Genomic DNA, 19,143 nt, shown 5'->3' with positions numbered 1-19,143 from the left:
CCCACGAAAATTGGAGAGCAGCACCTTTAAAGGTGGCTCGTGGGGAGTCATTATGTCTATGTGCCTGTGAGTTTTTAAATGCAGAAGAATTCTCCACAATTGCAAGATGGTGCTGATTTTCAAGGTTATGAACGGGAAATCGTTGGCAATGAAGAAGGTTTAAAAAACCTTATCAATGCTTGTGAGTACGCCATTATAAATGGAAATTATTCGGGTAATGACCTTGGTACTTATCGTGGTGTAACAAAAAAGAATGATAAATTTTTTGAAGATAATGAAGAGAGTAAATGGACTCTACATGGACTCCCCTTTGTCAAGCAATAGCAGCCTTTGATAACAAGAAGGTTGGACAGCAGCTCTACATTCGGCGTTTATTAGCTTTGTTACGCTATCGCCCTGATGATTTTCGCTTGAGCAATGCCTCATTCGTTAAACAGTGTTTTATCACTTCCCGCATAAACAGGCTTTCTTGCTCTCGGTCTGACCGTGTTATCGTCATTTGCTAGTGCGTAGACTCGGTGGGGTAAACCGTTTAAATTGACGTTGTATTAATGGGCTACATAGTCAACTTGATACTCTGTATCTGATTGCAACAGTGCCCAAATCAATCGTGCATTTTTGGCAGCTAATGCCACACAGGCGCGTTTAAAGCCACGCCGTTCAATCAATTCCTTTATCCACATACTGGTGTGGTCTGTTTTGTGTTTGCAGGTTGCCATGACAGCTCTGGCTCCGTGGATGAGTGCTGTGCGAATATGTTTTTCACCGCGTTTACTTATTCTGCCTAAATGCACCTTACCGCCTGTTGAATATTGTCTGGGGACTAAACCAATCCAGGCTGAGAAAGCTCGGCTGGTAGGGAAGTGTTTAGCATCGTTAACTGTAGCCACCACAGACGTCGCAGTGATTTCACCTACGCCGGGAATACTCATTAATCGCTTGGCTGCTTTCATTTGCTTGGCAAGTTGATAGAGCTTTCTATCGTGTTTGAGTATTTCTTCATTCAAGCGTTTAATGCTTTGCCACAGGTCAAGGAGTAATTCTCTGGCGAGAAAGGGCAAGCCATTATCGGCATCTTCAAGAATGCCAGTTATCGCCTGCTGAGCAGGGTATCGGCCTTTGGTCATGACAATACCGAATTCAGCTAATAACCCCCGAAGACGGTTGATGTGTGCCGTTCTGTCCTTAATGGCGCCTTGGCGAATGCGATGCAGACATAGCACGGCTTGTTGCTCTTCACTCTTGATACTGACATAACGCGTTTTAGGACGAGCAACCGCTTCACAAATCGCTTCAGCATCATTCGCATCGTTCTTCTCGCTTTGACGGTATGGAATGACAAACTTTGATGCCATGATGCGCACATCATGTTTGAGTTTACGGAATTCTCGTGCCCAGTAATGAGAGCCGGAGCATGCCTCCATACCAATGACGCAGGGTGGTAATGTCGCTATCTCGTCTAACAGCTTGTTTCTTTTGACGGTTTTGCGCAGTTTTGTCTTGCCATGCTGGTCGACGCCATGGATACTAAAAACAGATTTGGCTAAATCAATGCCGATTAGTTGGGGAGTCCATATCATTCGTTAATTGCTAAGTGTGTAAATTTATTACTCTTGATTCTATAAACTGCTAAACTAATCACCATTAAATTGTTTGGGGATGATTTTATGTCGGAAGCTCTTAAAAACCTTATGGATAGCATTGATCAAATGAGCACTAAAGAGAAAGCTCTAGCTGCTCATTGTTTATTATCAGCAATGGATGGACGTGCAGATGATGACGTTGAACAAGAGTGGTTATTAATAGCAGAAAAACGAAGTAATGAATTGGAAAGCGGTAAAGTTAGCCCAACTACATGGGACCAAATCAAGCAAAAATTATAAACAATATGCCTGAATTATTGTTTCACCCAGACACCACGGAAGAAATAAAATCGTCCTTTGATTGGTATCAAGAACAAGTGAAAGGTCTCGGGTACGAGTTTGTGCAAGAGTTAGATGATGCCTTTAATTCTATCCAATCCTTACAGCAAACTTGGCCCAAAATGGGGCAATATCATAGGCGCTTTATCTTAAGTCGATTCCCGTATTCCGTTATTTACAAAAATGTAGACGAAAAAACAATTTATGTTGTTGCGATTATGCATAACCACCGTAAGCCAGGGTATTGGAATGACCGCAATTAACAAAACGATTAAGACGGATTTTCCCGAAGAGCGCGTGAAAACCGCTTATCGTAAGTGTTAAGCATCTTCTTGATAAATTTAGAGTTTTTACTATGAAAATGAATTACTTTGTATTTGGTACAAATGATAAGGAAAAGGCAGAGGTATTTTATGATGACTTATTCTCTGAGAGTGGATTAAATAAAATTCACGGGCGAGGTCGAATGACTTTATGGGGCAATGAAAGCTTTATGTTTGCCCTCGCTGAGCCTTTCGATGAACAGCCAGCGACAAATGGAAATGGTACTATGCTTGGCTTGCATGTCGATACAATTGAAGAGGTTAATCGGCTCTATCAAAAGGTATTAGATATGGGTGGCACTAGTGAAGGAGAGCCTCGTGTTCGGTCTAATATGCATTCGGCATATGTTAGAGATTTAGATCGCAATAAAATATGTTTTTATTCAAGTAATGCTTAACAAGAACGTGTTGAACGGACACAAACCTACGCCACCTTTTGCAAATTGCTTCGCAATTGTATTTGCAAAAGCTAGCTCTGGCTTGTGCCGCAAACGTTGGCGTTAGGTGCCAGTATGAGGTTTCTTTTCTTTTTTACTCTGCTCTTGTTGATTTCTGGGTGCGATGATCTAACTCAAGAAAGTTTACGAGGAGATATAAAGGTTCTTATAGAATTGGATTCTGAAAGCTCGGTTCAACTATTAACTTTTGGTGATGAACCAGTGAAATCATGTTTTTTTGAAGGTGATGTACTGGGTGGAAGTGCGAAAGACACGGAAACAAATGAAGAAGTAAAAATAGGATATTTAGTTCAGAACAATTCATTAAGAATAGAAATTTATCCTGGTCTATGTGATGGTGGTTTTGAGATGATCCTTACAAAAAAAATGGAGTTTTTGTTGGTGAAATACAGTCTAGATCTTTTTTTGGGTACAAGAATATTGGCACAGTTAAGGAAATAGAATAGTGATAGCACCTAACAAAAATTTTGAAGACGGACATTTCATAAGAGCGGTGAACTGCCGCTTAAAATGGTGTTGAGGCTGTAGAAAAAGTAGACTTCGAATTTAGGTATTAAAAGTTGTATAACTATTGAATTATTTTTGCGTTGCTACGTGAATATCGGATAGGTTGAACCATTGAACAGTATAAATAATCGACGTAGAGCACGATATTTTTATGACGTTTTAGTTTTTCTACAGGCTCGTTATATGGCATCGCAAACTTGAATAAAGCGTCCACCCCGTTTACCTCTTTTGTATTTGAATATGCAATAGCACTTACAGGTAAGAAGACTGAATTCTTTGTACATTTTTTTGATGAAGATTCTATCGCTCCCCTTAACTATATTTTGCATTCAACTATCCCACCAGAATATACTTTTGATGGGATAAAAAATGAATATTCAACTTTCAAAGATAGCAATAGCGTTGTACTAACTTGTTCATTTTGGTATTTGAAAGAAGGTCGTTGTTTGGTAACCGCAATGAACTATAAAGCAGAAGTCAAAGGAGACAAGCTTTATTATTCACACTCCATAATGCCTAGAGAACGGTTTGAATGGTTGGAAAACAGCGGGTTTAAACTAGCTGAAGAACTTACAAAATATAATTGGTCAGCCACAAATGTAAAAGGCATGATAGATTTAGTTCAAATTGAAGCAGAACGGAGCGAGTAAATGCCCTATAACAAATTGCTCAAGCGGATTAATATGACCTGAGGAATTATTGAATATGGATATTATCTTCGATTTAAAACCTGATAGTGATTGGGCTTCTGCGTTTAACGAAGAGGTCAACAAAGGTTTCCCTGAATATTTTAAAGAACATCCACTAATCGGCAGTGACGAATGGTGAGCAACCACTGAACAAGACATCTCAAAGGGCAGGATTACAGACGTTGGTGTTTCTGTCGAGGATGGGGAGTTAATGGAGCTAGTTACTATACAGCCTCTAGATAACGACCTAAACGGCGAAGATTCATTTTTGACTCAGCCTGAGTATTGCGTCCATCGAGAAGATTTTTGGTTACATGAAGCAGTACAGGAGGATAAATTGGTGCAAATAAAGTCAGTGACAATTTGTCCAACTGGCGAGTTAGATGAAAACTCAATTTACTTGGAAACAGAAGTTGCTGTTTGGTAACGCATATAACAAAAGGATTAAGACGGATTTGTCAGAAGAGCGCTGCCAAACCGCTTATCCAAAGTGTTAACTGCCTATGAAACTGCTTGCACTTCCCAAAGTGATAGAATAGTATCACTACTATGAAAACTGAACTGGTTACAACTCTAAAACGTCAAGCTACAAAAATTTTGGCTGACCTGCATACCTCAAAAGAACCTGTTTTGATTACAGAGCATGGGCAACCATCAGCTTATTTGGTGGACGTCAATGATTATGAATCAATGCAAAATAGGATGAAAATACTTGAGGGAATTGCTCGTGGTGAACGAGCAATTTTCGAAAATCGGATATACTCTGAGTCGGAAGCAGAAGAGAAAATGGCTAAATGGTTGAAATAATTTGGACCGAGCCAGCGTTAGAAGATGTCAACGAAATTGCGGAATATATTGCTTTGGACAATCCAACTGCGGCAAAAGCACTCGTAAAAGACATCTTTGCTTCAGCTAATAGACTAAAGAAGTTTCCAAAGTCAGGTAGAAAGCCGCCCGAATTGGATGATTTCAGATATCGTGAGTTAATCGTTGGCCCTTGCCGAATATTTTATAGGCTCTACGAAAAGAAACTATTTATCCTATATGCAATGAGAAGTGAGCGAGCACTGAGAAATTTTTTACTTGAAGATCGAGATGGTAGCGGCAGTTAACAAGTCAATTAACAGAGATTATCAGCTAATATCATGCCGCTTGCATTCGCAAAAGCTACGCCATAATCTGACAACTCGTTATTGAAACGTTATAACTACTAGGAGAATGCAGTGAAAAAACTGGTAGTGGTAGGACTAATTTGTTTTTTAATTTTGAGCACCTTTCTTGATTTATTTGTAAAATCTATTCGCTGCGGTGGAACACTTACAAATAGCTCATGTACGGAAATGGAGCAAGAGTTTATGGGATTGATTTATGCGCATCCCCATGTGTCCATTTTTCGAGTAGATAATGATTTTATTGGAGTTGTACTTTTAATTGCAGTAATACTGATTGCGACTTTGTTATTCACAACTTACAAGCTGGTCCTTTAAAGATTAAGGACGAACAGTGAAAAGTAGTTATAACAAAGGCATGAAGGCATTCGCTGTCGCTCCCTCGGATGTGCATGTTGTTGCGGAATTTGCATTTCGCTGCGCTTCATTATTACAAATTCCGCAACAACTCGCCCAACGCTTATGCCGGTGTTGAGACTTTAGAATTAGTCGTTTTTGACTCCCTGCTCTCGAATTTTAGGCGGCTAAAATCAGTATCTATTGCTTAGCAGTATTCCATACCATTTTTTGTATTTTAGGGAACAAGAGATTTGTTTCGTTGAATATGCGTTGATTGAACGACATATCGCCAGATATGGCGAAGGCTGAGCGATATAAAGCACCTATCTATTGCAGATACAGCCTTAACTTTTCGATATTATGTACCATGCAGTGCATTTGCCATTGGGCGTTCACTTTAGTTTTCCCTCGCGAGGTAAAGTAATCCATCTTTTTGTTTTTGGCTATGTTGGCAAACACTGGCTCCACACATCCGAGGCGTTTGCTGTATTGTTCGCGTCCGGCTTTGCTGTCGATTTTATCTTTCATTTGTTGAATAAGGGTGCTTTGTTTGCTTGTTTTAACTCTCGGTTTTCCCGCTCCAGCTCTTTGAACTTGGCTGCGGCATCAGAAGTTATACCATGCTTCTTACCTGAATCCACTTCCATTTTATTAACCCAAGCTGTTGATGTCTCAGGTGTACAACCGATTTTAGACGAAACCGACACCAAAGCTGCCCACCTTGATGAATGTTCATGCTCCGACGTTAAAACCATGCGAACTGCACGCTCGCGGACTTCTGGGGAAATGCTTTTTATATCCCGATTAATGCCGTGTCATGCATCTGAGAAGCCGGATGCGGTAGTTCCTAATGTCCGCCGAACTTCTTACCCGACAGTAAGGTTTAACTTCTAGAGCATTAGATATAGACTGGTATTAAGAACAATTGAGGTGGACTGAATAAATTCTACAGGTTCATTATATGCCACAAAAGGGGAATAAAGATGAAAGGATTTGTAGGGGCCGTATTGTTAGTCGTCGGCCTAATTAATGTTACTTCTGGGAGCCCTGTGTTTTTTGGTTGGCTATCGACAATCATCGGAGCTATTTTCTTCGTTATTGGGCTATCTGGGCCTTACAAAGGACGCAATTGGAATAAAAAGACTACTGCAGGCGGTGTTTCTGGAGGCCTTACTGGCAGTAATCATTACTCTGGTTCAGATTCTTCTGGGGGGGACGGAGGAGGTGGTGGTGAGTGACGCATATAAAAAAATGTAGCATCGATATTTTTGCAAATCTATTAGCTAACGCTGCGTAAATTTCAGATAGGTTTAATTATTGATTGAAATGAATAATTGCCAATGGAGACGAGTAATTTTGAACACACTACTAACAATACAGTCTCGTTATGTCTCCCTACTTAAGGAATAAAAAATGAATAAATCGGAAGGGTTCTGGGACAGCGCATCTAAAAACTATGATAAGACCGAAGAGCGATTTGAGTACATTCATAGTAAATCTAGGGAAAACACCAAAAAATTCCTAAAGAGTAGCGATATCGTGCTTGATTATGGGTGTGGAACAGGCACTGCTGCGTGCCAATTTTCTAATCAAGTTAAAGAGATTCACGCTATTGATATATCATCGAAGATGATTGAAATTGCAAAGGGAAAAGCTTCGGCTGCGAAAGTTGAAAATATACAATTTGAGCAATCAGATATTTTTGACAGTAAATATTCTAAAGAGTCTTATGATGTCATCATGGCTTTTAATATGTTGCATACAGTTCCTAGTCCACAGAATGTAATGCAACGAATAAATGAATTGCTAAAGCCGGACGGGTTATTCATTTCTGTTACACCTTGCTTGCGTCAACGGATGTCATTTTTAGTTCGTCTTCAAATTCAGCTGGTACGCGTCTTATGCAAACTTGGATTAATTCCCATACCAATAAGAAGGATCACAAGTGCTGACGTCGATGATTTGTTAAAAGCAGGCAGGTTTCAATCAATTGCGTCCGAAGAGATATATAAAGATGCATCTAGCTATTTTGTCGTGGCTAAGAAATTAGGAAAAACATGAAGTGCTACGCACCAAGGGGCTGCCAAACGAATTAAACCCCCTCAAAACTTGAATGAATTTAGTCTTATGTTCAAGAATAGGGGGGAGAATCCAGCAGTGCGTCCATGCCGCTGAAATTGACCTTATTGTGAGTCACTTTTTACCTTAATCAATGAGTGACTAACAGCGCAATGGCTAAGCGGCACTAGCTAAGCGCTTTTAAGTGCTTTGGCGTTTGCTGTTTCTATGTTGTTTTCAATATGCTTAACAATATATTCAGCGTCTTTTGCAATGCCTGAAAAACGACCCGATCCCCATGTATGAAGCCAAGGTAGCCCAATAAAAAATAGGTCGTTAAGTGGTGTTACACCGCGCTCGTGTTGTGGATAGCCGTTGCCGTTGAATATGGGCGCGTCTAACCAACTGAAATTTGGTCGAAACCCTATACACCAAAGCACAGTAGTAATACCTGAATCAGTCAAATCTAATGTTTCGCGCTCTGCATTTGGCTCCCAGTCAGACATGTAATGGGCTTGCTCAGGCGCATCAATGTTGTTTGTTTCGATATATTTATCAATGCGTTGATTAATGTTGTTGTAAACGTCATCCGCTCGCTTCAAATTATCGGATAAGTTGGGGATGAATTTAAATTGATTGTCTTCAAAATCATCCATCAAGCCAAAAAGTTCCATGCCCGCTTGTGCAAACTTTCGTAAATCTATATCTCTACCGCCGTCTCTGCCAGTGACATAGTGATTGGTATTGTCTCGTACGCCTTCTCTTAAAGGATGTTGGCTTACCGGCATGTCGTAATATTTCATATCCGCTAACCAATCAACCACATCTCGTCCGCGATAGAAACGTGCACATCTAGGGGCGTCACCGGTTGCTAAAAATACTTTTCGGCCAGCGAGGTGTAAATCTTCTGCGATTTGTGCGCCTGACTGCCCAGAACCAACGACCAATACGTTGCCTTTGGGTAGCTGCGCTGCATTCTTATATTCCTCAGAATGGATTTGATACACTGAGCTTGGTATGCGTTCAGCCATCCGGGGAATAATGGGTTCGTGGTATCCGCCAGCACCCACAACCACTTGTGAGGCGAAAAAAGTACCTTTGTCGGTGTCCACTTGATACCCATTTGGCTCAATTGCTGTGACTTTTGTTACCGACGTGTTGGTAAGCACTGGGGCATTTACCTTTTTTTCAAATTCTTTTAGGTAGCCGATGATTTCATCTTTAACCATAAAGCCATGGGGGTCATCGCCCTCGTAATGATGCCCAGGCAGTTGGCATTGCCAGTTTGGGGTGACTAAACTGAAGGAATCCCAACGTTTGGTTTTCCACGCATTCATCATTTGATGTTTTTCAATTACCAAGTGTTCAACGCTAGCTTGCTTCAAGTAGTAACTGCTTGAAAGGCCTGCTTGACCTGCGCCAATTATAATAACTGGGAAGTGGTCGTTTTTCTGCACAGTTGTGCCATTTGTTGTTGTGTAGCTCATAAGTGATTTCCTAAATATTGTTTTTAGCCAACGCTAATAATGTGTACTTGAAGGGCGTCCTGCGCTTCGAGTCGTTTGGCTTTCCTTTGTATTCTTGATAACTGATCCATTGCGCTTGAACAGGCATAGCCATAGGTTTCTTCCACCCTTTTGCTAGCGTGTTTCAGGCCTTGTTCGCTTAAGTTTACAAATTCATCTAAAGAAAGCGTCTGCCCTGCGCGGAAGTACTGACTAATCACGCTTGAAGGGGAATAACAGCTTTCCACTTCGCCATCAGGCCAGCGGACTTCAAATCGTTTCTCAGGCATAGTGTTGTTCTCTTATATGTAGTGCGTTGTTTTTAATCGTCATATCGGTTAAGTGTTCTTCTTCGATATTCCAAAACTGACAAGATTGCCCATCAGCATGTATGTTAATGCTAGGCGTATTTGTTACTGTGCCTACTTTTGCCGCACTAATACCACGTTGAGCAAACGTCGCGACTAAGGTGTCTGCATTGTCACTATTGCAGGCAAAAACATAGCCGTAGCTAGGAAACGCCCGTAACCAATCGTGCCAATTTACGTGTGCAGGCTTAGGAATGTTTTCTAGTTCTATTTCAGCCCCAACCCCGGAGCTTTCCAAGAGCATTGTGCACGTACCTAAAATGCCAGCTTGGCTAATATCTTTAGCAGCACTGGCGATGTTATTCTCAGCAATTTGTGGTAACAAGGCTAAGTCTGCTCTAAGTCTTTCGGGTGGTGCGTTTGTGGCTGCATTCCAGTTTAAAAAGGGCGCTCTAAACTCACCGCGTAAATCGATGGCAACTACTAATTCGTCATTCGGTTTAGCATCAAAACTACTGAGTAAACGTTTGGCTTTACCTAAGATAGACACACATAGGTGTGTGTCTTGCGTATGTAAGTTAGTATGTCCGCCGACAATAGGCACTTGATATACTTGTGAAGCAGCGACCATGCCGTCATATATTGCATTGGTTCTCTCTCCAGCTTGCGCCCATATAGTATTGACAATAGCCGTAGGGTGACCGCCCATAGCAGCAACGTCACTAACATTTACCATCACGCCACACCAGCCTGCAAACCATGGATCTTGTGCTACAAACGCGCTTAAAAAACCCTCAGTAGCAAATAAGTCGTAACCTGTGGATGTTTTGATTGCCGCGGTGTCATCCCCATTTGGGTGGTCAAAGTGACGATAGGCATTTTTTATTAGGCCTTTTATTGCGGCAATATCTTTCTTATTTTGAATACCTGAGTATTCTCGAAGTTCGGTCAATAAGGTATTAAGCTGCATTTCTTTCCTCTGCCTGTATTTGTTGAAGAAAGGGCGTGGCGTCTTCGATAGTGCGTGAGTTATGACGATTACTTACAACAAATCCGCTATTTGGTTGAAAGCAAGGAGGGAAAGCCGATAAATCTGCCTTCATCATTACATGAGGATGTTGCTTAAGCGTAAGTTCATACTGGCTTTTCCAATTTAAGCGTTGAAATAGGCGCTCGTTTTGCTTTTGGACTTGCGCTAAAAATACTTGGCAACCAAGGGCATGAGCGCTAGAAACAGCTAGCTTAATAAGTAAAGAGCCCAACCCCACCTGTGTACGAAACGATGGGTCTACTGCTAATCTTGATCCCCACCATACATGATCACCTTCATCATGAATACGCACAGTACCTACGATGCGGTCATGCCACCCTCCATGATTAGCAATGGCGACGAGTACTTGCGCATAGTCGTCAATGTCGTCTCTGTCGTCCTTATCAAAAATAGCTTGTTCGCCACAGAATATTTGTCGCCTCAATGCGTAGGCTTGTTGCTTTTCCCACTCAAGAGTTGCCCATTTGATGGTAAAATCGGAAAAGTGTTCGCTGCGATTGTTTTTCATCATATTTACCCTTATTGATGGCGCCGAGTTTGTGGCTCAAGCGATGGCTCTTGGTTAATTCAGCAGGTGTTAATTAAGCACTTGCGAATGACTTTCTTCATATTTTTTGAGTGAAGAACATGCCCCACATTTTGCGCATCCTGCTTTTACGTTTTCGGCTAACATATTTGCTGCTGAAGTTTTCGCGCCTAGTGGCTCAATAATACTGCGCATGAATTCAGCGCTTGGCGCTTTGTGATCTTCAAGCGGTGTGCCTCTAATTGGCACGAACGGCACGACAAAAGGGTAAACACCGATGTCAATTAGTTCATCGCACAATGACAATATGTCTTCTGTTGAATCACCTAGACCCGCTAAAATATAAGTGCTCACTTGACCCCAACCAAAAATAGGGACTGCGGCGCGAAATGCGTCCATATATTCGTCTATGGTAATTTGTGATTTGCTTGGCATCATGAATTTTCTCAGGCTTGGCGTTACTACTTCAATGTGCATGCCTAATGCATCAGCGCCTGCGTCTTTGAGTTTTTTAAACCAACTGTGATCAGTCGGTGGTTCGCATTGCACTTGTACCGGTAAGTCGACCGCTTGCTTTACTGCACGCACACTGTCGCAAAGTACTTTTGCACCTCGGTCGGGTGTTGATGGTGTTCCGGTGGTCATTACCATATGTTTTACACCATCTAGCTCAACGGCCGCTTTTGCCACTTCTGCCAATTGTGCTGGGCGTTTGTATGCAATCGTTCTTCCGGCAGCAAGAGATTGCTCGATAGAACAAAATTTGCATGTTTTATTAATACCGCCATAGCGTATACAGTTTTGTAAGACAGTGGTTGCAAGTACATCTGTACTATGTAAGGTAGCAATGTGCGAGTATGGCGTACCGTCTGACGTTTTTAATGAGTAAAATTTGGGATCTTTAGCGAAGGTGACATCTGTAATGGGAATGCCTTCGCCAATTAGCTTAGTGCTACCATCCTTTTCTTGGGATAAGGTAAATGGCGAATAATTCGCAGATTGTGTGTGCACTGGTACCATGACTGGCGTACCATCAATGACCATGGCTTGGTGATCGCTCGGGCCTGCTCCGCCGCGTCGGCTAACGTGTTCTTGCTCACTTGAGGCTAAACGAACACCTTTTGATTGGATCTCAGTTATAAGTTGTTGCATTTGCTGGCTTTGGTTCATCTGCAACCTCCTTATGTATGTCAGTCGTTTTATTTGTGGATGTGGGCATCGCTGCTGTAGGCGAATGCGAGTATTCGGTTTTTTTGTTATTGATAAACAGGCTAAGTAGTTCAGGGCGCGCATAGTGTCCGACAGAATCCATCATGCGCTTTCGTTTAGTGATTAATGACATATCTAAATCGGCAATGAGCAAACCTTCGCCTGTTGTCAGGGGGTCTACAACATGAGAGCCTTCTGGCGATATTATTGCCGTCATACATCCATCTCGAAGGGCTGGCTGCATGCTTTGATCATCTGTAATGGACTCTATTTGTGCATCGGTTAACCAACCCGTTGAGTTAACGACAAAACATCCTGATTCCAGTGCATGGTGACGAATAGTGACTTCAATTTGCTCGGCAAATATTGGACCAACAAGGGAGCCTGGAAATTGACTACAATGAATTTCTTCGTGTTGGGTCATCAAGGCATACCTCGCTAATGGATTGTAATGTTCCCAGCACGCAAGTGCCCCAACTTTGCCTATTTTAGTGTCTGCGACCTTTAGGCCTGATGCGTCACCTTGCCCCCAAATCATCCGTTCATGAAAGGTCGGAGTTATTTTCCGGCGCTTAAGCACCAACTCGCCATTCGCATCAAATACTAACTGGGTATTGTATATTGAACCATGATCGCGTTCGTTTACTCCCAATACAACCACAACACCGCAGCGTTTGGCGCATTGGCTTACGGCGTCTGTTATCGGGCCGGGCACAATCACGGCTTGTTCGTATAATCGCATATGTTCTTTGCCGCTTTTTACCGGCGGACAAATAAATGAAAAATATGGGTAGTAGGGGACAAATGTCTCCGGAAAGACGATAAGTTCGGCGCCTTTACGGGACGCATCTTCAATGGCGCCAATGACTTTATCTAGTGTGCCAACCGCTGTCTGCAAATCCGGAGAAAGCTGAGCGGCAGCGACTTTTACGACTCTCTTTTGAGACATGGTCGCTGCTCCTTTTACACGGTCCAGGTATCAATAATTACTGCATTGTCACGCGTATGAAGTAGTTTGATATCCAATACATCTAGCGGACTAATTGGACGGATACCTTCGATGAGCGATGGCTCGCCGTGACCATAAAGGGCTTGCAGCGCAAAACGACAAGCATATATTTTACCGCCTTCACTCATGAATTTTTTCAATTGATTGGTGAAGTTTTGATGTCCTGGGAATGCCTCAGCACCTAATGTAGGAAACCCTCGTTGTAGGCCTAGTGTTACGCCGGGGCCATATAGTAAAATTGAAGTCTCGTAACCTTTTCTTTGTAGGCGAGTAGCTTGCAGCATATTTACGAAACCGATTGACCCTTCGAATGCGACGGTATGAAAAGTGACGAGTGCTTTTTCGCCTTCGTTTGCTTGAACATCTTCAAACACTTTTTCTTCATAATCGACAAAAAAGTCACCGTCTTTGTGCATTGGGGCTGTAATCTTAGGCATAGTAGATCCTTGTTTTAGTTAAATTGAGGCTTGTGTAATACATATTGAATACTGCAACGCTGATGCCAAGGTATGTGGGTGATGATCCAATCAATATCCAATCAAATATGTGGAACAAAATTTAGGCGATAGAAAATATTTTTAAGTTTGTGTTTGTAGGTGTTGCCGGGAGCTGAAAGCGCCATTAAAAGGCGCACTAACAGTGTGCGAAATTGCGATTGTTTGCACCAACGATGATGCGTGTTTAGTAAATAATCCAATCAATGTCACTGTATAAATCCAATCATTAGCTAATTCGCAGTTTGGAATGAAACTTGCGGGTAGCCCTTAAGGTTTGCGATTAGATGAGCAGTATTTTGAGTAACAATCAATATCGACACTGGCGATTTGCGTTGGCTAATAAAGATCGGCGTCCTGCATATCTAATGATTGCAGATTTGATTGCAGCAGACATCGAAAGCGGTGTATTGCACGTGAGAGATAAATTACCAACGTTACGAGAGTTGTCGTCCATGTTGGCATTAGATTACACCACTGTCGCACGAGCATACAAAGAAGCCAGAGAACGTGGTCTTATTGATTCTAGCCCGGGGGCAGGCTCATATGTAAAAGGCAAGTCAGTATCGTTATCGTTGCGCGGAGGTACTGACATTGAGATGACAATGAACTCTCCGCCTGAGCCATCCAATCCAGCACTGCTTGATAAATTGAATCAAGGATTCACGAACATCGCCGGGTCTGATTGCATTACAAGTTTACTGCGTTATCAAAATTTTGGGGGTACATATGATGATAAACAGGCCGGTACTACCTTATTGAGTAAAACGCTCGACGAGCCAAAAGTTGAGTGTGTGTTAGCATGTCCAGGCACTCATAGTGTGTTACTTGGTTTGTTAAGCTCTTTGGCAACAGATGGCATGTCTATTTGTGTAGAAAGTCTTGTTTATCCGGGGCTGAAGGCGATTGCAGCACAATTAAAAGTCCCGCTTGTCGCTATAGACGGCGATAGTGATGGACCGCTGATCTATCAAATGGAAGCACTTTGCAAGAGTAAGGACATTGCTGCAATCTACTTAAATCCAACGATTCAAAACCCGACAACACATACGATAAATAAGGCAAGGCGCGAGGCAATTGCAGACATAGCGATTCGATATAGTATTCCTATTATCGAAGACGATGCATATGGTATGTTGCCCGAAACACCTACGTCGGCCATAGCAAACTTAGCGCCAGAGCTGACATATTACATTACCGGCCTAGCTAAATACTTTGGCGCAGGATTGCGCACAGCGTATGTGCATGCGCCAAATAAAGCATCCGCAAACCGCCTAGCGGGGGCGATGAGAGCGTTGTCAGTTATGTCGAGTCCAATTACTAATAAATTGGCAACAATGTGGTTGCAAGATGGTACGGTCGAGCAAATGACGTCGGAAATAAGGCGAGAATCTCAGGCAAGACAAACGCTGGCAAAAACAGTTTTACAAGGGCATAAGTACTTCGCGCATGCTGATGGATTTCATTTGTGGATACATCTTCCTAAAAGCGTTGAGGTTAATCCTTCCACACTAGCGGCTTATCTGCGTACCCAAAATGTTAGTGTAGTATCTAGCGCTGCGTTTTGTACTAACAACAACCCGCCGCATGCAATCCGCATGTGTTTGGGAGGGCCTCAAGCCCGCTGGGAGTGTGAAAAAGGCCTTACACTTATTACTGAGTTACTCGCTGATCCTGAAAAACTCACATTGGCACTGGCAAACAAAAAGGTGCGCAAATAGGCCTTAACTTACGCACATATATTTGATGTGTTCATGGCAAAGCTAATACAGCTATGCGCAACGCTTATATTTTTGCGACGACTGTTAGTGTTGCCTATTTTTCATCTTCCACTTCAGGAATATCAACGTTAAATGAAAATGGCTTGGCAGCGCCCCTTTCAAATTGCATTAACTTGGCAATACTTTGTGCTGTGAATACATGACCTTCAGACAGCAATAAGATGTGTTGATTATTGAATAAATCTTGTTTCAGTATCATACCGGGTTCCAATTTCTTGGACGTCATCATGCCATCAATCAGTTCTAACGACATTTCCTTAGAAATATTGATAAAGGTTTTTAATACGCTTTCATCATATTTGGTACCAATATGTTTGCGTAATTCTACAATAGTGTCTTCATCACTAAGCTTATGCTCTGTTATTCTACCTTGACGATACCGCCAGTAATCTCGGCAAACGCTGATTATCCTGCTGCCCATAGGAACGACTTCTAAATTGCCATGTATTTCTTCAAATTGTTTTGAGATCAATTGAATACAGGCTTCTAAATCTGTCACAGGGGATAATATTTGCTCAGCGTAGCTCACCTGCTTCATGTAGCTGTTTTTTTCCTCATAATTCATGGTGTTAAACGCTTTGTTATAGAATTCTGGTGGCAAACCTAGCATACCTATTTCACACAATAGTGCAGCAAAACTGATTGTTTTACATTCAGATTCATCTATCCCCATTTCGGTGGCTACTGCATTTGCACTGTCACTGACCAGCCTTGCAAATTGCCCGTCTATATTAGGGTTAATGACAATAACGTTGTAGAGCACTTTTTCTAAGGCTTTACTATGTCGCTGCAGGTTTGTAAGGACACTCTTAATTTGGCGGGTTCGAAGTTGTACTTTTTTATCCAATTCGGCCTTCACATTTTTGAGCAATGCATTTTGCTCAAGTGTAAGTGATTGTAGGCGTGCATTTTCCGCTTTTAATCGACCTCGCTCTATCCCTTCTTCAATCACTTTTATGAGGTCATCATTGTCCCAAGGTTTGTTAAGAAATCTGTGTGCTTTTCCAAGATTAACCGCATCTTGAAGCGGCTCTATATCCGCATAACCTGATAAAACAACACGAAACGTATCTGGTTGCAGTTTAACGACTTCTGCTAAGAATTCCGCACCATTCATACCCGGCATTTTCATGTCAGATACTACGACATCAAGCGTTTGTGTAGACACGATCTTCAGCGCTTTTTCAGAGGAATCGGTAAATAACAAATCGATATCAAGTTTAAATAATGCTCTTTTTAACGATTTAAGGACATTAATCTCATCGTCAAGGAACAATACCTTTGGTTTATTACTCTGTGTGTTATCTGTCATAGTGTTTCCTGTATATTTTGTATGCCCATAGGCAGACGAATAATAAACGTAGCACCTTCATCACATTCGCTCTCAATATCAATTGTGCCGCCGTGCTCTGTAACAATACCGATGCTAATTGATAAACCTAGACCGGTGCCTTCACCCTCTTCTTTAGTTGTAAAAAATGGATTAAACAACTTTGCTTTTGCAGACTCAGGAATACCTGTCCCTGTATCAGAAATCTTAATCAGAATGTCTTCTTGATCCAACTGAGTCGATATTGTCACAAGGCCAAACTTATCCGTAGCCTTGATGGCATGCGCAGCATTGATCAGGATATTGGTGAGTACTTGACTAATTTTGCCTACATTCATGGGTATTTTTGGCAATGTACCTAAATCCATTTTTATATCGCAAGCATATTTAAGTTCATTTTTAACCATGTTTAACGTTGTTTTTATACATTCGTTTACGTTAAAAGGCTGCATTTCGTCACTGTCGACACGTGAGAATAATTTTAAACCGCTAACAATCTCTGTCACACGTTGCAAGCCTTCGTTTGATTCGCTCAGTAAGTCATTTATGTCTTCGTTGATGAACTCTACATTTTCTTTGGCAAGTAAATTCTTTAAGTTATCCAATTTTGTATTGAGCTCATCTGCCTTACTTTCGCAAAGCTGCTCTGTCTCGTAGATTATTAATTGATATGCCGAGACATAGTCTTTTAAGGTTAGTAAATTACTATTAATGAAGCCAATGGGATTATTGATTTCATGGGCTACTCCCGCAGCCAATTGCCCAACAGAGGCCATCTTTTCAGCTTGCAGTAGCTGTTGTTGAGTTTCTTTTATTTCTCTATTTGCATTAAGTAAGTCATTGTTTTTTTCGGATAGCGCCTGTGTTCTTGCGATTACTTTTGCCTCCAAATTCTCGTTTAAAATTTGTAATTCTTGTTTTTGCTCTGCATTTAAAGCAAGTTCCTTTTTTAAGGAATCGATCAATTTATTGAAAGACACTGCCAATTCGGAGAGTTCGTCGCTACCTTTAACGGAAACGTTTACATCATTGAAATCGCCAGTCTTAATTGCTTCTCGTACTCGTTTTGAGCCTGCACGTAGCAACGATAGCTGTCTTGTAAGGTAACTGCCCAACAAGAATGAAAATAGGCCCACGAGCAGCAATTCTAATAGTGCAATCGAAATTGACCAGTTTCGTACTTTGGCGATCGCTTTTTGTGTGTTTTGAATGCTGATACCCAATTCAATTTGGCCATAGGTGAAGTCACCTTGCTTGATTAGTGCTTGCGCATCGAAGATACCGTCTTGAACCTCCATTAAACTGATGTCAGCGATAAACGGGCGGGCTAGGTCTTCAGGTTTACCGCGTTGGGTAAGTACTTGCCCATTTTGATTTTTTACTCTTACATAAGCAATATCGGGGTTGCTCATTAGCTCTTCTGCAAATACTTCTAGCGATGCCAGATCATAAGATAAGACGGCATCTTTAGTCGTCGTTGCAAATAAATCAGCGGTCGTCTTTGCTCTGTTTACAAGCATTTCGTCTACAATTCGAGTCATGAAGCTAACGGCCGTGACAATCAGAATCACAAGTAAAATTGCTTCTATGACGGCAACGCCGCTAATTGTTTTGCTTCGCAACGAAATCTTCATGGCTACTTAGCCTCAATGCGATTAATACCAAGTGCTCTTACATCATTCCAATCTTCGTTTTTACTTGGTTCGAAACCCTTAAAAGCAATGCCTTTGAGTAGTGTTTCTGCGGCAATATCATCATTTGCTTGGAGCATTGCATGCAATAATTTATTTCTTGAGGCTTCACTTACGCTTTTAGCGGTTGCAATGGCGTGAGGCGTATATTTAGGGCTTTTCCAAAGGATCCGTAGGTTGTTTCTAGCTTCATCTTGTGTTGCATTGAGTGTGCGCAAAACGCCACCGCCTGCCGGGAAAATTTCGCGTGAAACAGTCAGATATACAGAATCATGTGATGAAACATATTGCGTATTAATCATGATACCAGCAGACTTAAGTGTCGATTGAGGGATGATGGTCGCAGCGAATGCAGCAGGGGCTGGAAATGCGAGCGTTTTGCCATCTAAGTCAGCGAGTGATTGAATCTTACTCTTTTTTGGAACGACGATAATGCCTTGAATACTTTTATTCTTTTGTCTCGCCAATGCTTGATAACCGTTGTGTTCACTGAATACAACGAAATGATATGGATTCATGTAAGCAATATCATATTCACTGTTGGCCAAGCGTTTTTCGAATGTTGGTATATCTTTAGCGGTCGCAAATACAATTTGTATTTCAGAATTGGCGCTTAAATACGCTAGCATTGGTGCCCAAGACTCCGCCAGTTTTTTTGCAGATTGTTGAGGTACTACGCCAAAGACTAAGGTTTCTGCGGCACTGGGTAACGTTAAAATAACTAGTAAAAACATTGTAATAACACGTGATTTCATTTCATTATCTCCTGCTGCG

At 41.7% G+C, this 19,143-nt stretch carries 25 protein-coding genes and 2 pseudogenes; 14 read left to right on the top strand and 13 right to left on the bottom strand.

From position 1 onward, the window contains the following. Nucleotides 1-78: 78 nt before the first annotated feature. Nucleotides 79-324, top strand: a complete 246-nt coding sequence (locus QQK00_RS10900) for a hypothetical protein (protein ID WP_284217535.1) — start codon at nucleotides 79-81, stop codon at nucleotides 322-324. 224 nt (nucleotides 325-548) lie between these two features. On the opposite strand, the gene QQK00_RS10895 is transcribed toward QQK00_RS10900, so the two are convergent. After that, nucleotides 549-1,580, bottom strand: coding sequence for an IS110 family RNA-guided transposase (locus QQK00_RS10895; protein ID WP_284217534.1), 1,032 nt, complete (start codon nucleotides 1,578-1,580; stop codon nucleotides 549-551). A gap of 87 nt (nucleotides 1,581-1,667) precedes the next feature. On the opposite strand from QQK00_RS10895, the gene QQK00_RS10890 reads away from it, so the two are divergent. The 10 genes from QQK00_RS10890 to QQK00_RS10845 all read left to right on the top strand — a co-directional run bounded on the left by QQK00_RS10890 (nucleotide 1,668) and on the right by QQK00_RS10845 (nucleotide 5,386). Further along, nucleotides 1,668-1,883, top strand: a complete 216-nt coding sequence (locus QQK00_RS10890) for an addiction module protein (RefSeq protein ID WP_284217533.1) — start codon at nucleotides 1,668-1,670, stop codon at nucleotides 1,881-1,883. Next, nucleotides 1,856-2,185, top strand: a complete 330-nt coding sequence (locus QQK00_RS10885; protein ID WP_284217532.1) for a type II toxin-antitoxin system RelE/ParE family toxin — start codon at nucleotides 1,856-1,858, stop codon at nucleotides 2,183-2,185. Before QQK00_RS10890 ends, QQK00_RS10885 begins: the two co-directional genes overlap by 28 nt. Nucleotides 2,186-2,277: 92 nt before the next feature. Continuing rightward, entirely contained in the window at nucleotides 2,278-2,643 is a 366-nt protein-coding gene (locus QQK00_RS10880; protein ID WP_284217531.1) for a VOC family protein, read from the top strand. Between the two features lie 114 nt (nucleotides 2,644-2,757). Beyond that, complete coding sequence (locus tag QQK00_RS10875; protein WP_284217530.1) at nucleotides 2,758-3,144, top strand: hypothetical protein; 387 nt, start codon at nucleotides 2,758-2,760, stop codon at nucleotides 3,142-3,144. A gap of 263 nt (nucleotides 3,145-3,407) precedes the next feature. After that, on the top strand, nucleotides 3,408-3,860 hold the full coding sequence (locus QQK00_RS10870) for a hypothetical protein (RefSeq protein ID WP_284217529.1): 453 nt from the start codon (nucleotides 3,408-3,410) through the stop codon (nucleotides 3,858-3,860). A gap of 55 nt (nucleotides 3,861-3,915) precedes the next feature. Continuing rightward, nucleotides 3,916-4,038 (top strand): hypothetical protein, encoded by a 123-nt coding sequence (locus tag QQK00_RS10865; RefSeq protein WP_284217528.1) that lies wholly within the window; start codon nucleotides 3,916-3,918, stop codon nucleotides 4,036-4,038. Nucleotides 4,039-4,110: 72 nt separating this feature from the next. After that, nucleotides 4,111-4,326 carry a hypothetical protein gene (locus tag QQK00_RS10860; protein WP_284217527.1) on the top strand — a complete coding sequence of 72 codons (216 nt, stop codon included), beginning with the start codon at nucleotides 4,111-4,113 and terminating at the stop codon, nucleotides 4,324-4,326. A 122-nt stretch (nucleotides 4,327-4,448) separates the two neighbouring features. Then, complete coding sequence (locus tag QQK00_RS10855; RefSeq protein WP_284217526.1) at nucleotides 4,449-4,706, top strand: type II toxin-antitoxin system Phd/YefM family antitoxin; 258 nt, start codon at nucleotides 4,449-4,451, stop codon at nucleotides 4,704-4,706. Continuing rightward, nucleotides 4,694-5,011 (top strand): type II toxin-antitoxin system RelE/ParE family toxin, encoded by a 318-nt coding sequence (locus tag QQK00_RS10850; RefSeq protein WP_284217525.1) that lies wholly within the window; start codon nucleotides 4,694-4,696, stop codon nucleotides 5,009-5,011. The genes QQK00_RS10855 and QQK00_RS10850 overlap by 13 nt, the downstream gene beginning before the upstream one ends. Before the next feature lie 111 nt (nucleotides 5,012-5,122). Beyond that, complete coding sequence (locus QQK00_RS10845) at nucleotides 5,123-5,386, top strand: hypothetical protein (RefSeq protein ID WP_284217524.1); 264 nt, start codon at nucleotides 5,123-5,125, stop codon at nucleotides 5,384-5,386. A gap of 348 nt (nucleotides 5,387-5,734) precedes the next feature. Here the strand turns inward: QQK00_RS10845 and QQK00_RS10840 are convergent. Both QQK00_RS10840 and QQK00_RS10835 read right to left on the bottom strand, forming a co-directional pair. Next, nucleotides 5,735-5,980, bottom strand: a pseudogene (locus QQK00_RS10840) (transposase); the annotation flags it as partial. Continuing rightward, nucleotides 5,953-6,162, bottom strand: a pseudogene (locus QQK00_RS10835) (IS3 family transposase); the annotation flags it as partial. The pseudogenes QQK00_RS10840 and QQK00_RS10835, both read right to left, overlap by 28 nt. A 228-nt stretch (nucleotides 6,163-6,390) precedes the next feature. Between QQK00_RS10835 and QQK00_RS10830 the strand changes: the two are divergent. Then, entirely contained in the window at nucleotides 6,391-6,645 is a 255-nt protein-coding gene (locus QQK00_RS10830; RefSeq protein WP_284217522.1) for a hypothetical protein, read from the top strand. Between the two features lie 175 nt (nucleotides 6,646-6,820). Then, nucleotides 6,821-7,468 (top strand): class I SAM-dependent methyltransferase, encoded by a 648-nt coding sequence (locus tag QQK00_RS10825; protein WP_284217521.1) that lies wholly within the window; start codon nucleotides 6,821-6,823, stop codon nucleotides 7,466-7,468. A 188-nt stretch (nucleotides 7,469-7,656) separates the two neighbouring features. Here QQK00_RS10825 and QQK00_RS10820 read toward each other — a convergent pair whose 3' ends face one another. The 7 genes from QQK00_RS10820 to QQK00_RS10790 form a co-directional block, all read right to left on the bottom strand. Further along, nucleotides 7,657-8,952 carry an MSMEG_0569 family flavin-dependent oxidoreductase gene (locus QQK00_RS10820; protein ID WP_284217520.1) on the bottom strand — a complete coding sequence of 432 codons (1,296 nt, stop codon included), beginning with the start codon at nucleotides 8,950-8,952 and terminating at the stop codon, nucleotides 7,657-7,659. Between the two features lie 23 nt (nucleotides 8,953-8,975). Continuing rightward, entirely contained in the window at nucleotides 8,976-9,260 is a 285-nt protein-coding gene (locus QQK00_RS10815; protein WP_284217519.1) for an MSMEG_0570 family nitrogen starvation response protein, read from the bottom strand. Beyond that, nucleotides 9,253-10,248, bottom strand: a complete 996-nt coding sequence (locus QQK00_RS10810; RefSeq protein WP_284217518.1) for a sll0787 family AIR synthase-like protein — start codon at nucleotides 10,246-10,248, stop codon at nucleotides 9,253-9,255. Before QQK00_RS10810 ends, QQK00_RS10815 begins: the two co-directional genes overlap by 8 nt. After that, nucleotides 10,238-10,840: an MSMEG_0567/Sll0786 family nitrogen starvation N-acetyltransferase gene (locus tag QQK00_RS10805; RefSeq protein ID WP_284217517.1), complete on the bottom strand. Its 603-nt coding sequence runs from the start codon at nucleotides 10,838-10,840 to the stop codon at nucleotides 10,238-10,240. The genes QQK00_RS10810 and QQK00_RS10805 overlap by 11 nt, the downstream gene beginning before the upstream one ends. 66 nt (nucleotides 10,841-10,906) lie before the next feature. After that, on the bottom strand, nucleotides 10,907-12,025 hold the full coding sequence (locus QQK00_RS10800; RefSeq protein WP_284217516.1) for an MSMEG_0568 family radical SAM protein: 1,119 nt from the start codon (nucleotides 12,023-12,025) through the stop codon (nucleotides 10,907-10,909). Next, the gene (locus QQK00_RS10795; protein WP_284217515.1) at nucleotides 11,988-13,013 is read right to left on the bottom strand and encodes a Nit6803 family nitrilase; all 1,026 of its coding nucleotides are present in this window, start codon (nucleotides 13,011-13,013) and stop codon (nucleotides 11,988-11,990) included. The genes QQK00_RS10800 and QQK00_RS10795 overlap by 38 nt, the downstream gene beginning before the upstream one ends. Before the next feature lie 14 nt (nucleotides 13,014-13,027). Continuing rightward, nucleotides 13,028-13,510, bottom strand: coding sequence for an MSMEG_0572/Sll0783 family nitrogen starvation response protein (locus QQK00_RS10790; protein WP_284217514.1), 483 nt, complete (start codon nucleotides 13,508-13,510; stop codon nucleotides 13,028-13,030). 344 nt (nucleotides 13,511-13,854) lie between these two features. Between QQK00_RS10790 and QQK00_RS10785 the strand changes: the two genes are divergently transcribed. After that, nucleotides 13,855-15,288 (top strand): aminotransferase-like domain-containing protein, encoded by a 1,434-nt coding sequence (locus tag QQK00_RS10785; protein WP_284217513.1) that lies wholly within the window; start codon nucleotides 13,855-13,857, stop codon nucleotides 15,286-15,288. A gap of 94 nt (nucleotides 15,289-15,382) precedes the next feature. On the opposite strand, the gene QQK00_RS10780 is transcribed toward QQK00_RS10785, so the two are convergent. The 3 genes from QQK00_RS10780 to QQK00_RS10770 are packed head-to-tail and all read right to left on the bottom strand — an operon-like array spanning nucleotide 15,383 to nucleotide 19,124. Further along, nucleotides 15,383-16,660, bottom strand: a complete 1,278-nt coding sequence (locus tag QQK00_RS10780) for a response regulator (RefSeq protein WP_284217512.1) — start codon at nucleotides 16,658-16,660, stop codon at nucleotides 15,383-15,385. Further along, nucleotides 16,657-18,312, bottom strand: coding sequence for an ATP-binding protein (locus tag QQK00_RS10775; protein ID WP_284217511.1), 1,656 nt, complete (start codon nucleotides 18,310-18,312; stop codon nucleotides 16,657-16,659). Before QQK00_RS10775 ends, QQK00_RS10780 begins: the two co-directional genes overlap by 4 nt. Nucleotides 18,313-18,314: 2 nt before the next feature. Then, entirely contained in the window at nucleotides 18,315-19,124 is an 810-nt protein-coding gene (locus QQK00_RS10770; protein WP_284217510.1) for a phosphate/phosphite/phosphonate ABC transporter substrate-binding protein, read from the bottom strand. Between the last annotated feature and the right edge of the window lie 19 nt (nucleotides 19,125-19,143).

This window comes from Agaribacter marinus (assembly GCF_030160655.1).
In the GTDB taxonomy this organism is placed as follows: domain Bacteria; phylum Pseudomonadota; class Gammaproteobacteria; order Enterobacterales; family Alteromonadaceae; genus Glaciecola; species Glaciecola marina.
Note: the sequence above shows the minus strand (reverse complement) of the source record. Positions and strands in the feature narration are given on the sequence as shown.

Bases quoted from the DNA above. Each gene is read 5' to 3' on its own strand.
- QQK00_RS10815 (WP_284217519.1), bottom strand. From the start codon at position 9,260: ATGCCTGAGAAACGATTTGAAGTCCGCTGGCCTGATGGCGAAGTGGAA.
- QQK00_RS10795 (WP_284217515.1), bottom strand. From the start codon at position 13,013: ATGTCTCAAAAGAGAGTCGTAAAAGTCGCTGCCGCTCAGCTTTCTCCG.
- QQK00_RS10805 (WP_284217517.1), bottom strand. From the start codon at position 10,840: ATGATGAAAAACAATCGCAGCGAACACTTTTCCGATTTTACCATCAAA.
- QQK00_RS10820 (WP_284217520.1), bottom strand. From the start codon at position 8,952: ATGAGCTACACAACAACAAATGGCACAACTGTGCAGAAAAACGACCAC.
- QQK00_RS10865 (WP_284217528.1), top strand. From the start codon at position 3,916: ATGGATATTATCTTCGATTTAAAACCTGATAGTGATTGGGCTTCTGCG.
- QQK00_RS10785 (WP_284217513.1), top strand. From the start codon at position 13,855: ATGAGCAGTATTTTGAGTAACAATCAATATCGACACTGGCGATTTGCG.
- QQK00_RS10825 (WP_284217521.1), top strand. From the start codon at position 6,821: ATGAATAAATCGGAAGGGTTCTGGGACAGCGCATCTAAAAACTATGAT.
- QQK00_RS10875 (WP_284217530.1), top strand. From the start codon at position 2,758: ATGAGGTTTCTTTTCTTTTTTACTCTGCTCTTGTTGATTTCTGGGTGC.
- QQK00_RS10855 (WP_284217526.1), top strand. From the start codon at position 4,449: ATGAAAACTGAACTGGTTACAACTCTAAAACGTCAAGCTACAAAAATT.
- QQK00_RS10800 (WP_284217516.1), bottom strand. From the start codon at position 12,025: ATGAACCAAAGCCAGCAAATGCAACAACTTATAACTGAGATCCAATCA.
- QQK00_RS10880 (WP_284217531.1), top strand. From the start codon at position 2,278: ATGAAAATGAATTACTTTGTATTTGGTACAAATGATAAGGAAAAGGCA.
- QQK00_RS10810 (WP_284217518.1), bottom strand. From the start codon at position 10,248: ATGCAGCTTAATACCTTATTGACCGAACTTCGAGAATACTCAGGTATT.
- QQK00_RS10780 (WP_284217512.1), bottom strand. From the start codon at position 16,660: ATGACAGATAACACACAGAGTAATAAACCAAAGGTATTGTTCCTTGAC.
- QQK00_RS10850 (WP_284217525.1), top strand. From the start codon at position 4,694: ATGGTTGAAATAATTTGGACCGAGCCAGCGTTAGAAGATGTCAACGAA.
- QQK00_RS10830 (WP_284217522.1), top strand. From the start codon at position 6,391: ATGAAAGGATTTGTAGGGGCCGTATTGTTAGTCGTCGGCCTAATTAAT.
- QQK00_RS10860 (WP_284217527.1), top strand. From the start codon at position 4,111: ATGGAGCTAGTTACTATACAGCCTCTAGATAACGACCTAAACGGCGAA.
- QQK00_RS10770 (WP_284217510.1), bottom strand. From the start codon at position 19,124: ATGAAATCACGTGTTATTACAATGTTTTTACTAGTTATTTTAACGTTA.
- QQK00_RS10775 (WP_284217511.1), bottom strand. From the start codon at position 18,312: ATGAAGATTTCGTTGCGAAGCAAAACAATTAGCGGCGTTGCCGTCATA.
- QQK00_RS10895 (WP_284217534.1), bottom strand. From the start codon at position 1,580: ATGATATGGACTCCCCAACTAATCGGCATTGATTTAGCCAAATCTGTT.
- QQK00_RS10885 (WP_284217532.1), top strand. From the start codon at position 1,856: ATGGGACCAAATCAAGCAAAAATTATAAACAATATGCCTGAATTATTG.
- QQK00_RS10890 (WP_284217533.1), top strand. From the start codon at position 1,668: ATGTCGGAAGCTCTTAAAAACCTTATGGATAGCATTGATCAAATGAGC.
- QQK00_RS10900 (WP_284217535.1), top strand. From the start codon at position 79: ATGCAGAAGAATTCTCCACAATTGCAAGATGGTGCTGATTTTCAAGGT.
- QQK00_RS10790 (WP_284217514.1), bottom strand. From the start codon at position 13,510: ATGCCTAAGATTACAGCCCCAATGCACAAAGACGGTGACTTTTTTGTC.